Origin of the sequence: Bacillus sp. 105MF, from assembly GCF_000374885.1 — a bacterium.
Classification (GTDB): domain Bacteria; phylum Bacillota; class Bacilli; order Bacillales; family Bacillaceae_G; genus Bacillus_A; species Bacillus_A pseudomycoides.
In genome coordinates, this window is the sequence record NZ_KB895620.1 from 1 (window position 1) to 12,962 (window position 12,962).

The following is a 12,962-nucleotide window of genomic DNA, read 5'->3' on the forward strand; positions in this document are numbered from 1 at the left end:
CATTGCTGACGAGAAGGAAACGGCGACGAAAGCGTAGCATCGGATGGCAGAGATGGAGTAATGAATATCTCTATGGTGTACTGGGGCTCTACTGGGACTGGAAAGTCCATTCCCTCAAAAGTGCAGAGGGATACCGATGAAAGTGTCTGCCATTTGATAGGTCTCATAACCCTTTTGATGAAGTTTATGGGGTGAGCTGCTTGAGGGAAAACCTCACGAGCAGTTCTTATGGGGAGGAGCTGGAAACGGGTCATAACCGATACTGCGCCAGTTCTTTACCCGACAGATTTTATTTAAAACGTGGAAATCATTCTTTCATATTCATCATTGTAAAAAGATAAAACGAGAACGATTGGAATGCCATTTGTATGGGCAATTGATTGCCATTCTACTCTGTTCTTCTACCATGTTTCAAATGCGTCAATTACTTCTTATGAAAAAGAAACGAGAACTGAGTGAATATAAGGCCATATATATGATTAAAGATTACTTTCTTCTTCTTTTCCAAGCTATACAGAAAGACACCCAAGAGCTATCAAAGATTCTAATTCGCCTGTTCAACCTCTTACAGCAAAACGGGAGAAAATCTCATCGATATGAGAAGAAAACAGTCTTTGATATATTAGGTGTCGTTTACAATTGTACCATGTCTGATAATCAAACGGCTTAATTCAAAAAAATGAAACCCCTTAGGGCTTATTTCGCATGCAAATCTTTAAATTCCCTACACGTGGTCTTTAGAAAAAAGAAGCAACTCCTACTATGATTGACGTTGTATGAGCTTAGCTTGATAGCGATGGGGTATCGCCAGCATTTTGGAAAAAAACCACGTTAAGAGTTTTCTAGCCATTTTAATCATGTTTTAAATTATGTTGCATACAGAAGAGGTCTATTATAAATAAATTGTGTTGTATTAGATTTAAAAATAGTTGTCAATTTACGTATGATTTCGAAGAAAATTCATCCTAAAGAAGGTAATTATGTAAAAATATAGAATATTTTATCGATATTATTATAAAGGAGGAATACATTTAGGGAAATTTGTAACAAAAACAACTCTAGCTTTTGTATTGTTATTAAGTATCTTTTTAGGAGGGATTAATGAAGTAAAAGTTGTAGCCGCATCCAATGAAGGTGCTCTTCAACCACTTGAAGAAATGATAAACAACATAAATAAAAAACAACTATCTGAAATTCCGAATCTTTGGACTGATGACAGAACAAAATTGCTAGCTGATTTTTTAAACAATCAAGAAAACCAAGAAAAACATATAGGATTATTTAACCTGAAAAACGGACGTATTATATCGACAAAAGAAATTCCAACACAGTTTAAATCTCAATTTCCTACTCAAAAGGATGATTCTTTACTTTATTATGTAGCTATTGATTACCAAGTACATCAAGAAGATGAATTTTTTATTAATGGCATTAATTATTTCTTAGTCGAGGTACAACAAGAACAAGGGAAATGGAAAATAGCCCAAATAGCAGATGCTCCTGTTAATATTATAACTTCAAATGGGTTGGGATTTAACACTCAAGATGAAAAAGAAGTGCAAACAATTATTGAACAACGATACAAAGGTAAGTTTGTAAATCGGCAGTTTAAAACACTTAAAACGATTCAAACGGAAGAAAAACGATTATTTAATCAAAAAGATTCTAAACCATTAACTGTAGAAGCGGCCAAAGCTAAATTAGGAATAACTGATAATAGTGTATCTGTTACTCTTGACTCGGAACATAAAGAACCTGGATTAATCTCAGTATATTTAACAAATCCAGAAAATCAAAGGGATTATGGGTGTAGCGGATGTGTAAGAAATATCGCTTTTAATTACTATGTAGAAAATGTACTACCAAATGAATGGAGATCAGAATGGCATATTGCTTCATTAAGAACTGGAGCGATTGTAGTTAAGATGTATGGTTGGTATGCTGTATACCATCATTTGGCCGGAAGTGTAGGGGCAGCTATTTTTGATGATACAAGAAGCCAAGTATTTAAAAGTGATTCAGCTACTAGTAGGGCAGTTCAGGCATGTCTCGATGTAATGGGACAAGGAATACATAGGAAAGATAATCAATCATTATTTTTGACAGAATATCGAGCTGGAGCTGTAGGGAATGCAGGTATTAAGGCTTCCGGACGAGTGTCACAAAATGGTTCAAATTATCTTGCTAACATAGGATGGTTACCGTATGAGATTCTAAAGTACTATTATAATGATTCTGATAAGGTTGGCGGTGTAGGAAAAGAATATCAATTTTTTGTATACTGATAACTAAAAGGGGGAGGGAATCTTCCCCCTTATTATTCATTTGTAACATTGAATAATACACCTGTATTAGCTATTTGATTTTTTGAATTTATTGCTTCCACTGCGAAATGATGAAAAATATCTTGATCTCCTTTAAAATTCCACTTAAATACAAACTCACCATTCTTCCCCTCAGAACTCCCAATTAATTTTCTTTGATTATAAGTTGCCGTTCCTGTCGGAATTAAATAAAATTTAATCCTTTTGGCATTTTTGGCTGTAATAGTAACAGTTAAAGTTCCATCTGTTTTGGGAAGAGATATCCAACCTTCTTTAATACTATATGGGAAAGTATTAACCTTATCTATTGTAACAACTTCAAGTTCACTGGCTAATGTTTTAGACAAACAAAGGGGATTTAAAAATACAATTGTTATTAAGAGAAGAAAGAATAAGCATTTTGAAAATTGCATTTAACACTCTCCAGTTCGTGATGTTTAATTATGATTTCATAATCTTCTCGAATACATATTACACATATATTTTTTATATTTCGTAAAATAAATGTTATTTATACAAAGAGACACATTTTTTTGCAAATTCTCTTTTCTAAAGATATTACTTTTGCTCTTAGCGTGGTTTTTTTCCAAAATGCTGGCGGTACCCCATTACCATCAAGCTAAGATTTTGAAGTACCCCCAAAACAAAAACTTTATCTCACCACAGTTGTCTATGAGAATCCAGTGCATTTTTTTCGTTTTGGAGAACGATGAGTTTCTTAACTTGATAGCGATGTATGGTGACCCCTTTATCCTAAAATCGGGTGGGGAAGTTTTTTAGATAGCAAGTTTTCGTATAAAATACAATCGAAGGAGGCGGAATTTTATGGATTTTATCAGGAAATAAACCGCTTGGAAATAATTTATTCCTTTCTGCTATTGCGGATTGTCTCTGATCCTATCTGTACCTTATAGTAAGGGAAGAAGGGTACGGAAGAAGCCGTATAGTCAGTAGAAACCCTTGAAAAAGTTAGTTCAGAAAATTTCTAGTAGGAGCGTGTAAAATGAATTTAAAAGAAAAGTTGATATTAATAAAAGAAAATGGGTACCAAGCACCCCCCGATATATTCCAGTTGATACTAGAAATGATAAATAACATCGGTTCTTTGGATGCCCAACTACGTGATGAGCTAATTTATACAACCTTATCACATTGGATTCCTGATAATTCTCTAACAGCAAACGAACTAGAACAACTTCTACCGGTTGTTTTGGATAAAAACCATTTGCTTTTTAAGCTTGGTGAAACAAATACAGACTCTGTCTTCACTCGATCTTTCTCCATGCTAGTCATACCGCTCCTCTTCATGAGGCATAGAGAATCACCATTTCTCTCAAGAGAGCAAATTCATCAGATAAAAGAGAAAGTATTTTACAATGTACAAGAAGAGCGAGATTACCGTGGGTATGACGAAGAAAAAGGCTGGGCTCATGCTATAGCCCATGCAGCAGATGCTTTAGAAGATTTGGCTCAATGTTCCGAACTGGATAAAAATGACCTCTTAACTATCCTCGATTTGGTTTACGAAAAGATGACCATAACAGATCGAATTTACTCCGATGGGGAAGATGAGAGAATGGTAAAATCCATAATTAGTGTTTTAAATAGAAAAATACTTAGTCAGACTTATGTAGAGCAATGGATTCAAAGTTTTGGTGATGTGGAGAAAAATTCAGAATTTCTCCCTGCCTTTAAGCAAAAAAATAATATAAAGAACTTTTTGAAAAGTTTATACTTTCGAGTTAAATTTTACAAAGTGGATGCCGTTCTATGCTCGACTATCGAGCATACATTATATAAAGTAGAAAAAGTATACTATTCCTAATTAGGCGTACCACCCACATTTTAACGAGAATATACTCTAAGCAAATTTGGACATAAAAAGAGTCAATCTTCTACTTCAAGAAAAATTTATTCCTTTTAGCGATATATAAAATAGCATCCCATTCTATTAAGAATGAGATGCTACAATTTAATTTGTAGTATTTTTTTGATTCACATTATAATTTCTAACAACAGGCAATGAAAATACCATAACGGCTGCAGAAATTTCTAACACCCCTGCATATATAAAGATAGTATTTGGCTCTATCCACTTCATTAAATAACCAGCGATAGCCTGTGAAATCGGAATAGATCCAGACATAACTAAAATAAGTATACTGATAACTCGTCCGAAAATTTTTGGCGGAATAATTGTATGATTTACACTTGGAGCAATAACATTCACTGCAGTTTCTAATAGGGGTCACCATACATTGCTATCAATCTAACAAAACAAAATACCCCTTAAAGTGTAAAAATACGCTATTCTTTCTGTAGAATCATAGGAAAGGATGGCGTTTTTGTATGAATCTATCGATTCAAGATGAGTTTCATTTGTTCGCTGAAGAACTACAGCGATATCTATCTCCACATATTCTTCGACAACTTGCACAAGAGACAGGTTTTGTAAAACGTAAAAGTAAGTATGGCGCACAAGATTTGGCTGCTTTATGTATTTGGATCAGTCAACATGTAGCAAGTGATTCTCTCACTCGATTATGTAGCCAGCTTTATGCAAATACAGCTACACTTATGAGTCCTGAAGGACTTAATCAACGTTTTAATCGGTGCGCTGTTTTATTTCTACAGCGTATATTTTCCCTTTTAATCAAAAGCAGACTAAACGATTCGTCTCAAATCCAAAACCAATATACTTCTTATTTTCAACGTATCCGTATTTTAGATGCTACTATTTTTCAAGTCCCAAATTATTTGGCTCACATTTATCCCGGTTCAGGAGGGTGTGCACAAACAGCCGGTATTAAAATTCAACTAGAGTATGATTTACATAGTGGGAAATTCCTCAATTTTCAAATGGAACCAGGTAAAAATAATGATAAAACCTTTGGTACAGAGTGTTTGGATACATTATGCCCAGGCGATTTGTGTATTCGAGATTTAGGATACTTTTCTCTAAAAGATTTAGACCAAATGGATCAACGAGGTGTATTCTATGTTTCACGGTTGAAATTAAATAATAGAGTATATGTAAAAAATGAATCTCCAGAATTCTTTCGGAATGGGACAGTAAAAAAGCAATCTTTATATGTTTTGCTTAACCTTGAAGATATTATGCATCAAATAAAACCAGGAGATACTTATGAGATTCGGAATGCCTATATTGGACAACAAAAATTACCCTCACGAGTTGTAATATACAGACTTACATCCACTCAAATTCATAAACGTAGGAAACAACAAACTTATGTTGAAAAGAAAAAAGGAGTTACATACTCTGAAAAAAGTAAACGTTTAACAGAAATCAATGTTTATATTACCAACATACCATGGGAAATTGTTCCGATGGAACAGGTTCATGATATCTACTCACTACGTTGGCAAATAGAGATTGTATTTAAAACATGGAAATCTCTTTTTGGTATCAATCATTGTCACAATATTAAGCGAGAGCGTCTAGAATGTCATCTTTATGGGCAGCTAATCGCTATTTTTCTTTGTTCTTCCACTATGTACAAAATGCGACAGCTGTTACTACAGAAAAAACAAAAAGAATTAAGTGAATATAAAGCAATTTATATGATTCAAGATCATCTGTACTTAGTATATGAAGCTATACAAAAAGACACCCAAGAAGTATCAAAAATTTTCCTTCGTCTGTTTGACCTCTTACAGAAAAACGGACGGAAATCCCATCGATATGAGAAAAAGACAGTCTTTGATATTTTAGGTGTCGTTTACCAGTACACTGTATCCAATCTAAAACAAAAAACTGCATAATCTTTAAAAATACACCTTATCAAGGTTTATTTGGTATGCGTATTTTTAAAAACAAATAAATAAGACATCAAGCATATAGGGACATAAACGGAAGCACATAGAAAATCCAAACTTAGCTTGATGGGTATGTGGCGGTACCCCTAATAAGTGAAGTAACAGAGTATGTTATTAAATAAAACCATATTTCTTATATATATTCAAAAAACAAGATACCCTCAGGCGTATTTTGAGACATTTAATTATAACTTTATGTATTATGGCCTTTTAAAATTTCAAATTCCGTCCAATTAAAATTTGAAATTTTCAGTTTAAATGTTGTATATTGGAATTGAATTGAAATCATTTACCTCACTACAAAAGAGTCCTTTCCACAAAAGGGCTCTTTTTTTAATGCTTTTTACCAAGTATCAGCATGACTGGTGTATGTTAACGATACGGGGGTACAGCCGAGATACGTGAAAAAATAAGTCATAGGCTTAATTTTATTTCTAACCTGATTTTAAATCGGGTTTTTTATCTATTTGTTGCTTTGAAATAAAGTTTGATCAAAAAGGATTCTTCCTTAGATAGATTAGTTGCACAACGCCAGAGGAGAACGTTCTTGTATTGACCATTTTTAAATTCAATCTCTGCTTTATATCAATAAACAACGGTTTTCCTTCTCCCAAAATAACAGGGTGAACAGATAATCTAAATTCATCCACAAGCCCTAAATTGATAAATGTTGTAATTAGACTTGCTCCGCCATATAGCCAAATGTCTTTACCAGACTTTTTCTTTAATTTATTTACTTCTTCAAGAATATTATCATTTATGAATATTGCTTTATTATCACTCCCTTTATGTGTTCTGGAAAACACATATTTTTCTTTACTGTGAATTAATTCCCAAAGTTCTTTTTCAGTTTTAGTTCCTTCAATTTCTGGAGTAAATTGTCCCCATAAATCGTAGCTTTTTCTTCCATATAAAATAGTATCAATTTGATTTAAGAAATCAATAAACCCCATCTCAGAGTCCATGATACACCAATCAACTTCCCCATTTTTCCCTTCAATAAAACCGTCTAAAGTAACTGCTAAATCTAAAATTATTCTTCTTGGTCTTACGTTATTGGACATAATTCTTCCTCCCCTTAATCATTTAGATATTGGTTCTCCCGCCAAGTTTTTTTAAAAATCCACACTATTATTTTTTATAAAAATCCTTCGTATGTCTAATCTTTTATTTTTTAACTTATTATCATACACCCTAATCATACAATTTAAACAAAGTGTTTTCAGTAACTAACTAATGGATGATTAGGGTTAACCCATAATAGACAAAGACAGAATCTTTATTGTAAATAGACGTAATAAAACCTAGTTATACGTTCAATAGGTTTTGTTTGGAAATAAAAGTAAGGCTAATACTCAAAATTACACGTATCTCGGCTGTACCCCTAAATAAGAAGGAATGAAGAATTTAAGAAACAATACGATGAGCAAATGGAATTGTTTAAACAGAATATACTAGAAGGTGATGATTTAGCATATCCCTAGAGTTATTTCTTTTTTCAAAATGTGTCTAAACGTACAATTTTCTTTTTTGGATATGGTGAGGCCATATAGGCCAATACAAAGTAGGTGAAGGTTTTTTATTTGTTTTGGAGAATACCTAACCCAATATGAAAATAAAAATTAGATCGATCGCACTTGTAATATGTTTTTTACAAGCTACGTTCAGATACGACTCAAATATATAACAAGGAATCACTGGAAAGGAGATTGGGATGAAAAAAGGAAAAGGATTATTGTTACCTCTTTTATTAGCCACTTTATTAAGTGCCTGTCAACAGAACGATATAGAAGAAGCAAAAAGTGAAGAAGAAAAAGTTATGGACACTATTGTGGAAACGGTAGATGAAAAGGACTTCCTTAGTGCCTCCATGAGCGATACACCAAGAACAGTAGACTTAGAAATAGCTGATACTGTAAATACAAGTAAGTTAAAAAAAGCGATTAACACTCAATTAAAGAATCAAGATATTAGACCATATACAATTAATGTGAGTCAGAGAAATATGGACGTTGTAAAGAAAGAGAGGCGATGGGACGAAGTTTACAGTTCTATTTTGGATGAAGTGTTTACCAAAAATGGATACAAAGGTTTTGGAATTAAGCCAGTTAATTTCGAATCGAACCAACCATTTATCCTTGCTATACATACCACAATAAATAATTCAGAGCCAGGAGCCAAAGACTTTGGAAAGAAAATAGAAAAACAGATATCTGATTTACTTAAAACAAAGAAAGTAAAACAATGGATTGAAAACGACTCATATACTATTGAAATTTTTAGTCAAGATAACCAAAAACTCAACTGATAAGGTGACCCCAATAAGATAGCTTTTTTATTGTTCCAAAATTCCTCTCCCATCTATCGTTGGGCTATTGCCCTGCACACGCTTGAGGAAGGAGAATTCTTTCGGATAATTCGTTAAAAAACATAGTAAAAGAAGTAAATTTTTAGATTAAGGAGATAACATTATGAAACTCTGGATTACTTTACTACTTTCTTTTCTATTGCTTAGCAATTTAGTGGGATGTACTACTCAATCTAACACTTCTAAAACAATAGAAAGTCAAGAAACAAAAAAAGACACTAAGGCATCTGCTGTACAATTTAAAAACAAGGAAATAAAAGAAATCGAGATTACATCTAATAAAGACCAAACATCAAAAATTCTTAATAATAGAGAAAATGTAAAGACTTTTGTGGATGGAATTCACCATGCAAAGGAAAAATCTTTATCAATAGACAAAGAAGCTTTATCTTTTGTAGAGAATAAGATAAATGTGAAATTCCAAGATGGCTCAAATCAAGATTATCTAGTGTGGGTAACTGATAATGAAACGGTTGTTACATTAGGAGAGCAAACGAGCATGGAACAAGCTCAAGTTCCAGGGTACAAATTAACAGATAGTGATTCAAAGAAGTTAATAAACTTGCTTAAAAATAAATAAAAGGTGGACAAAATGTCCACCTTTTATTTATTTTAGACGCTTATAGCCATCTAATTCTTGAATTTTGAATTTTTGAACATCTGACGGCGTATTCAGTTTAATATCATTCACTTTAATAGCTACAACTTTGTCACCTTTTGAATCGTATTCTTCAAAGTTTAGTAAAATACCTGTATCCTTATGAACCCACATTTTGAATGTAGAGCTGCCATGTCTTTCTTTAAAATTATCTGATACTTCGCCAGTAATAACTTTTGCAGGTAAACCGAGATAAGTTTCATCTACTTCAAATTTCCACTTATTATAATCCTCTAAAAATCCAAGCGCAATATTTTGACTAAATAGAACTTCACTAGCTAGCCCCATGTTTGCGGGATCTTTACGTAATTTCACACCTTCTGAATTACCGCTTTCATCTTTAATATATCTTTCTTTAGCAGGAATAGCTTGAGATACCGCTGGTGATTGCTCTTTAACGACTGGAACAATCATGTATTCTTTTGTAGCAGAATTCGCATCTAATTTCTTTTCTCCATCATATACGGCTATAGATTCTTTGTTTCCATCAGGACTTTTTACTTTATAAAAACTTGCAGGTTTCTCTTTTAAATTAACATCAAAATCAATTGTGTCATTAATTTTAGCGAGTTTAGCGTAATATGTGAAGGAACCTTTAGCACTTTGGAAATTATCAATACTATTTACCATTTTATTTTGAATGGCTGATTTTTCTAACTCAACTGAATTTCCAACATCAGCTTTTGCCATTTCATGCTTATCTGAAATGACATAATATCCACCTGCACTAATTGTAAATCCTGCAACAACAAGGGCTGCAATTATTTTATTTTTTTTCATTAACTCATCTCCCTCCTATTATTTGGTTAATCCAATTGCATCTGCACCTGTATTTAAGTTATCTCCTCTATTAAAAGCAGAAACAGAATAGTCATAATTCCATCCGTTAACCATCCATACATCAGTGATTTTATTCCATCCGCCATATGCAGTATGTTGGTTCAAACCTCCCACATAAGACCCATCTTTATAATAAGAAGCTTCTCTTGTAGAAAAACTCCCATTATTAACGTATGCTTCAAATTTGTACCAACCTGTAGAATCAGGATTTTTTAATGTCCAATGGTATTCATCATTAGAAATTCCCCAATGTATTCTGGCATCTCCATATTTTCCTGAGTTCAAATAAGACCACGATCCTGTTTTATAATTTCCAAAGGTATCAGAGTCATTGTCGATAATTGTTACTGCGGCTTGTGCAGATACAGCTGGTACTAAGGATAGCGTTACAATACTTGCTAATAATACGCGTTTAATTCCTTGTTTGAGCATAATTATCCTCCTAATTGTGTAGTTGCAATTAAAATCACCGATGGTATTTATTGGTTGTCGTGTAATATTTCCCTAATTACTTTGATAATGCCTTTAATTGTCGAAACTCTTTTTTTCAGGTTCTTTCTATACAAGTAGTCAAGAGACAATACCATAGGTTAAAGATGTTCCAAAAATTCATTTTAAAATTGAATATGAAGAGGCATATATCCTCTATTTGTAAAGGTATAGCTTTACAAACGGTTGCTCACTTTTCCAATTGGTGGAGAAATTATATCGGATAAATTTTTAATAAATATCGACTTTCCAGCACCAAATAGTCCTGATTTTATAAGAAAAATGGGTTTAACGTGCAATTTTCTTTTTTGGATATGGTGAGGCCTTATATAGGAAACTACAAGACAAAATATAATAAAAAACCTGTTATAAAATAAAAAGTACCCGCTATAACTGGGAAAAATTTCAGATGTGGCGGGTTATTCTTTGAATCGTTTCCGTACCCCTGGAAGGCAAGATTATCCCTACTGCTAATGCAAATACTCCAGCTTTAGCTAAATATTTTTTCTTCACGACAACTTCCCCCTATTTCTTTGATTTTTTTGAACACCATCATCATATCTTACAAATATTGTATATGTAAACTAGTTTTCTGAAAATTCTTTCATCCATCTTTTTTGGGAACATTACCGTGAATCTTATCAAAATAACAGGGACAAGGGATGCAAAGAAAATTTTAAAAATTATGGGAACAAAATTTTTTTTTAAAAAACAAAAAGAAGAACTCTGATTTTAAGGGTTCTTCTTTTCAAGTGTTTTCTGCTCTTGATTATTGGATGTTTGTGATTCCCATTCGCTTTCGATTTTTCGAAACCATTTACCGATTTTACTTAAATAATATCTCTTTACTTCCCCATATGGAATCCAAATTTCACGTTCTTCTATTCGATCCATTACTTCACTAAGAATCTCATCATGCTCGTATTTTTTAGGTCTTCTATGATTTAGTTGTACAAATTTTGTATATTCTCTACGAAGCCAATTAGAAATGCGTTCTTTTTGTTGTTGTCTGAGATGCGACCATTTCTTATTTGTTTGACGGATCTGTCCATTAACTTTTATATGATTTTTCATAGACACGCCCCCTATTACTGTCAAAGCGAATATATAACTATCGTAGCACACAGAATTCAAACCAGGGAAACAATCCCCTAATTAGATATTTAATTTTATTATTTTAAATTTCGGTACGTGAAATTATTTAGATATAGCTTAAAAAAGCCCCTCTAAAAGGAGCCAATTATTTTACAAGGTTCTTCTGTAATTGCTCTATTATAAGCTCTGCACCTGCTGGACTTAATGTAATCTTCCCGTCTGCTACAGAAATATTTTTATCAGTTACTTCTCCTGTTATTGCACAAGCACCATTAGCTTCATATTTTTTCAAGATGATCTTTTCACCTTCTACATAGATCTCTAACGGTGTCTTTTCTTGAATTGCTAGCGTGCGTCTTAATTCCTTTGGTATGACTACACGTCCTAATGGATCTAATTTTCGAGTTACTCCTGTTGATTTCATGAAACCTCTCCCTTATATATTCTATAGCTCTATATTTTATACCCTATGCTATTCTTTATTGTAACAAGCTTTCTCCAAAGATTAAAAGCATTATAAACCAAAAGCTCACAATCATAAGAATACTTTCTTTACACCTCTGTGAAAAGGGATACTGTGTGTCTTCCATCTATCGCTTCCTCCTTTTGTACAATAATCTACTTTACCTTAGAATGGTAAATCGTCGTCCGAAATATCAATTGGTTGACCTGAATTAGAAAATGGATCATCATTCTTTTTAAATCCAGAATTACTAGCTTGATTAAATGAGTTCGAACCTTGATTACCAAAACCAGCTCCTACTGGCTGTTGATTAAATGAATTATGTTCTCCACCACCACTATTACGCGGCTCTAAAAATTGTACGCTCTCTGCAACCACCTCTGTAACATATACGCGCTTCCCGTCTTGTCCCTCATAATTCCGTGTCTGAAGACGACCATCTACACCAGCTAAACTACCTTTCTTTAGATAGTTTGCTACATTCTCAGCTTGTTTACGCCAAACAACCACTGAAATGAAGTCAGCTTCTCTTTGTCCCTGGTTTGTGAACGGTCTATTCACAGCTAGCGTAAATGTTGCGACCGCAACCCCATTTGGCGTGTAACGCAAATCAGGATTCTTCGTGAGACGACCAACTAAAATTGTACGATTTAAAGACATGTGTTTTTTCCTCCCTTAGTTTCCTCTATTTTTTAGGTTCACCAAACCATTCATACATAGCTTGACGACTAATAATCCATTCTTTTCGTTTTCCTTTTGGGTGTAAAAAGAATTTTATTAAACCTTCATCTAACATCCGTTGTAACTCTACTACTTTCTTTTCAGTCATACCTGAAGGGCTGAATTTGTGCTTTAGTGTTTCACGAGGAATCCCCCAATGAAATGATG

The 12,962-nt window shown here is 33.3% G+C and carries 14 protein-coding genes and 3 pseudogenes; 8 read left to right on the forward strand and 9 right to left on the reverse strand.

What is annotated here, in order from left to right; genetic code table 11:
• The 3 genes and pseudogenes from C564_RS36485 to C564_RS0129280 form a co-directional block, all read left to right on the forward strand.
• Positions 1-140: pseudogene (locus tag C564_RS36485) on the forward strand (group II intron reverse transcriptase/maturase); the annotation flags it as partial.
• A 143-nt stretch (positions 141-283) separates the two neighbouring features.
• Positions 284-670: pseudogene (locus tag C564_RS35795) on the forward strand (IS4 family transposase); the annotation flags it as partial.
• Between the two features lie 400 nt (positions 671-1,070).
• A complete protein-coding gene (locus C564_RS0129280) occupies positions 1,071-2,285 on the forward strand; it encodes a SpoIID/LytB domain-containing protein (RefSeq protein WP_018767879.1) in 1,215 nt (404 codons plus the stop codon).
• A 32-nt stretch (positions 2,286-2,317) separates the two neighbouring features.
• Here C564_RS0129280 and C564_RS0129285 read toward each other — a convergent pair whose 3' ends face one another.
• Complete coding sequence (locus tag C564_RS0129285; RefSeq protein ID WP_018767880.1) at positions 2,318-2,737, reverse strand: hypothetical protein; 420 nt, start codon at positions 2,735-2,737, stop codon at positions 2,318-2,320.
• 590 nt (positions 2,738-3,327) lie between these two features.
• Between C564_RS0129285 and C564_RS0129290 the strand changes: the two genes are divergently transcribed.
• Positions 3,328-4,149 carry a DUF2785 domain-containing protein gene (locus C564_RS0129290; protein ID WP_018767881.1) on the forward strand — a complete coding sequence of 274 codons (822 nt, stop codon included), beginning with the start codon at positions 3,328-3,330 and terminating at the stop codon, positions 4,147-4,149.
• Between the two features lie 147 nt (positions 4,150-4,296).
• Here the strand turns inward: C564_RS0129290 and C564_RS0129295 are convergent, their stop codons facing one another.
• Positions 4,297-4,554, reverse strand: a complete 258-nt coding sequence (locus C564_RS0129295) for a hypothetical protein (protein WP_018767882.1) — start codon at positions 4,552-4,554, stop codon at positions 4,297-4,299.
• Between the two features lie 119 nt (positions 4,555-4,673).
• Between C564_RS0129295 and C564_RS0129300 the strand changes: the two genes are divergently transcribed.
• Positions 4,674-6,107 (forward strand): IS4 family transposase, encoded by a 1,434-nt coding sequence (locus C564_RS0129300; RefSeq protein ID WP_018767883.1) that lies wholly within the window; start codon positions 4,674-4,676, stop codon positions 6,105-6,107.
• Between the two features lie 545 nt (positions 6,108-6,652).
• Here the strand turns inward: C564_RS0129300 and C564_RS0129305 are convergent.
• Positions 6,653-7,225 (reverse strand): dihydrofolate reductase family protein, encoded by a 573-nt coding sequence (locus C564_RS0129305; RefSeq protein WP_018767884.1) that lies wholly within the window; start codon positions 7,223-7,225, stop codon positions 6,653-6,655.
• 327 nt (positions 7,226-7,552) lie between these two features.
• On the opposite strand from C564_RS0129305, the pseudogene C564_RS36490 reads away from it, so the two are divergent.
• The 3 genes and pseudogenes from C564_RS36490 to C564_RS0129315 form a co-directional block, all read left to right on the forward strand.
• Positions 7,553-7,636: pseudogene (locus tag C564_RS36490) on the forward strand (thymidylate synthase); the annotation flags it as partial.
• 239 nt (positions 7,637-7,875) lie between these two features.
• Entirely contained in the window at positions 7,876-8,469 is a 594-nt protein-coding gene (locus tag C564_RS0129310; RefSeq protein WP_018767885.1) for a DUF4030 domain-containing protein, read from the forward strand.
• Positions 8,470-8,632: 163 nt separating this feature from the next.
• Positions 8,633-9,109, forward strand: a complete 477-nt coding sequence (locus C564_RS0129315) for a hypothetical protein (RefSeq protein WP_018767886.1) — start codon at positions 8,633-8,635, stop codon at positions 9,107-9,109.
• A gap of 27 nt (positions 9,110-9,136) precedes the next feature.
• On the opposite strand, the gene C564_RS0129320 is transcribed toward C564_RS0129315, so the two are convergent.
• The 6 genes from C564_RS0129320 to C564_RS37095 form a co-directional block, all read right to left on the reverse strand.
• A complete protein-coding gene (locus C564_RS0129320; protein WP_018767887.1) occupies positions 9,137-9,967 on the reverse strand; it encodes a hypothetical protein in 831 nt (276 codons plus the stop codon).
• Between the two features lie 18 nt (positions 9,968-9,985).
• Positions 9,986-10,459 carry a hypothetical protein gene (locus C564_RS0129325; protein WP_018767888.1) on the reverse strand — a complete coding sequence of 158 codons (474 nt, stop codon included), beginning with the start codon at positions 10,457-10,459 and terminating at the stop codon, positions 9,986-9,988.
• 789 nt (positions 10,460-11,248) lie between these two features.
• Complete coding sequence (locus tag C564_RS0129340) at positions 11,249-11,590, reverse strand: hypothetical protein (RefSeq protein ID WP_018767891.1); 342 nt, start codon at positions 11,588-11,590, stop codon at positions 11,249-11,251.
• A 166-nt stretch (positions 11,591-11,756) separates the two neighbouring features.
• Entirely contained in the window at positions 11,757-12,035 is a 279-nt protein-coding gene (locus C564_RS0129345; RefSeq protein WP_018767892.1) for an AbrB/MazE/SpoVT family DNA-binding domain-containing protein, read from the reverse strand.
• A 204-nt stretch (positions 12,036-12,239) separates the two neighbouring features.
• The gene (gene ssb, locus C564_RS0129355) at positions 12,240-12,734 is read right to left on the reverse strand and encodes a single-stranded DNA-binding protein (RefSeq protein WP_018767894.1); all 495 of its coding nucleotides are present in this window, start codon (positions 12,732-12,734) and stop codon (positions 12,240-12,242) included.
• 25 nt (positions 12,735-12,759) lie between these two features.
• The coding region (locus C564_RS37095) for a hypothetical protein (protein WP_018767479.1) at positions 12,760-12,962 on the reverse strand (203 nt) is incomplete at its 5' end.

Bases quoted from the DNA above. Each gene is read 5' to 3' on its own strand.
- ssb (WP_018767894.1), bottom strand. From the start codon at position 12,734: ATGTCTTTAAATCGTACAATTTTAGTTGGTCGTCTCACGAAGAATCCT.
- C564_RS0129310 (WP_018767885.1), top strand. From the start codon at position 7,876: ATGAAAAAAGGAAAAGGATTATTGTTACCTCTTTTATTAGCCACTTTA.
- C564_RS0129305 (WP_018767884.1), bottom strand. From the start codon at position 7,225: ATGTCCAATAACGTAAGACCAAGAAGAATAATTTTAGATTTAGCAGTT.
- C564_RS0129300 (WP_018767883.1), top strand. From the start codon at position 4,674: ATGAATCTATCGATTCAAGATGAGTTTCATTTGTTCGCTGAAGAACTA.
- C564_RS0129285 (WP_018767880.1), bottom strand. From the start codon at position 2,737: ATGCAATTTTCAAAATGCTTATTCTTTCTTCTCTTAATAACAATTGTA.
- C564_RS0129345 (WP_018767892.1), bottom strand. From the start codon at position 12,035: ATGAAATCAACAGGAGTAACTCGAAAATTAGATCCATTAGGACGTGTA.
- C564_RS0129320 (WP_018767887.1), bottom strand. From the start codon at position 9,967: ATGAAAAAAAATAAAATAATTGCAGCCCTTGTTGTTGCAGGATTTACA.
- C564_RS0129325 (WP_018767888.1), bottom strand. From the start codon at position 10,459: ATGCTCAAACAAGGAATTAAACGCGTATTATTAGCAAGTATTGTAACG.
- C564_RS0129290 (WP_018767881.1), top strand. From the start codon at position 3,328: ATGAATTTAAAAGAAAAGTTGATATTAATAAAAGAAAATGGGTACCAA.
- C564_RS0129315 (WP_018767886.1), top strand. From the start codon at position 8,633: ATGAAACTCTGGATTACTTTACTACTTTCTTTTCTATTGCTTAGCAAT.
- C564_RS0129340 (WP_018767891.1), bottom strand. From the start codon at position 11,590: ATGAAAAATCATATAAAAGTTAATGGACAGATCCGTCAAACAAATAAG.